Origin of the sequence: Micromonospora sp. NPDC047670, assembly GCF_043204915.1 — a bacterium.
GTDB lineage: Bacteria > Actinomycetota > Actinomycetes > Mycobacteriales > Micromonosporaceae > Micromonospora.
In genome coordinates this window covers 1-1,467 of sequence record NZ_JBIDDA010000035.1, presented here as the reverse complement: position 1 = coordinate 1,467, position 1,467 = coordinate 1, and the positions used below count along the sequence as shown (strand labels likewise).

Here is a 1,467-nt window from a genome sequence, read left to right as displayed (position 1 = left end):
GGGGGGGTGTCCCTATGGGTTTGGTCAAGCGGGGACGGGGCTGGTGGGGCGTGGTTGGTAGGGGATCTTGTCGCGGAGCATGGCGTAGAGGACGTCGCAGCGGCGTCGGGCGAGGCAGATGAGGGCGGCGTTGTGGCGTTTGCCTTCGGCTCTCTTGCGGTCGTAGTAGGCGCGGCTGACGGGGTCGGTGAGGGCGGCGAACGCGGCGAGGAAGAAGGCGCGTTTGAGGTTTTTGTTGCCGCCGCGGGGTGGGTGTTCGCCGCGGATGCTGCTGCCGGATCGTCGGGTGACGGGGGCGAGTCCGGCGTAGGCGGCGAGGTGACCGGGGGTGGCGAAGGCGGTGCCGTCGCCGACTTCGAGCAGGATCCGGGCGCAGGTCCTGACGCCGATGCCGGGCATCGAGGTCAGGACCGGGGCAAGAGGGTGCGCATCGAGCATCCTCTCGACCTCTTTGGCGACGTGGTCGCGTTGCCGAAGGGTCTCGCGGAGGCTGTCAGCAAGACGGGGCAGGATCGTCTCCGCAGCCTGGGTGCCGGGGACGGTGACGGTCTGCTCGTCCAGCGCGGCCATGATCTGCGCGACGAGCCGCTCACCCATGCGCGGCGCGTGGACGGCGGCGATCGAGAGCAGCTTGCGGCGGCCGGCCTTGCGCAGACCAGCCGGCCCGCCGCAGCGCGACAGCAGCTCCAACACGGCCTTGTGCTGCACTTTCGGACCGAGGACCCGTTCCAGCGCGGGGTGAATCTGCGTCAGTAGACCCCGGATGCGGTTCGACACTCGGGTGGCTTCGCCGGCGAGGTCGTCGTCGAAGCCGACCAGGACTTCCAGCTCGGCCAGGGCCTCGTCGCCGGTATCGACCCGCCGCAACGTGTGCGGCAAGGTGCGGGCCGCGTCAGCGATGACGTAAGCGTCACGGGCGTCGGTCTTTGCGGTGCCGGGGTGCAGGTCAGCGATACGTCGCATCGCCAGGCCCGGCAGGTAGGCAACCTGATGCCCACACGCCCGGGCCACCGCGACCGGCAGGGCGCCGATCGAAGCGGGCTGGTCGACCACCACCAGGACCCGGCCGTGGCGGGCCAGCTTGTCGAACAGCTGCCGCAGCCGGGCCTCCGTGTTCGGCAACGCCGCGTCATGCAGCCGCTTGCCGTCCGGGGCCAACCCGACCGCATGGTGATCACCTTTGCCGACGTCCAAGCCGAGATAGACGCCGTATCCGTCGTTCACCAGACCCGCCTCCACGCATCGATCCCGTGGCCCCGGCCGCTGGTCCAGGCGTCGGACTGCCGGCAGCCACGTTACGAAGAGACCTACCCCACCACGGGTGGCCGTGTCCCTATCAGCGGTCCGCCGACGCCACCCGACCCGGCGACAACACCCCCCGGATCATCCGTACGACAGGGGCAGTAAGTCATACCGGGCCGGGCGACCGAGGGTCCCCGGCTGGGGACGATCAAAAAGGTAACGGGG

1 protein-coding gene is annotated in these 1,467 nt (G+C 69.9%); it reads right to left on the bottom strand.

The features are described 5' to 3' along the window. Nucleotides 1-24: 24 nt before the first annotated feature. Nucleotides 25-1,224: an IS110 family transposase gene (locus ACGF7U_RS31770; protein ID WP_393113082.1), complete on the bottom strand. Its 1,200-nt coding sequence runs from the start codon at nt 1,222-1,224 to the stop codon at nt 25-27. Nucleotides 1,225-1,467: the final 243 nt, after the last annotated feature.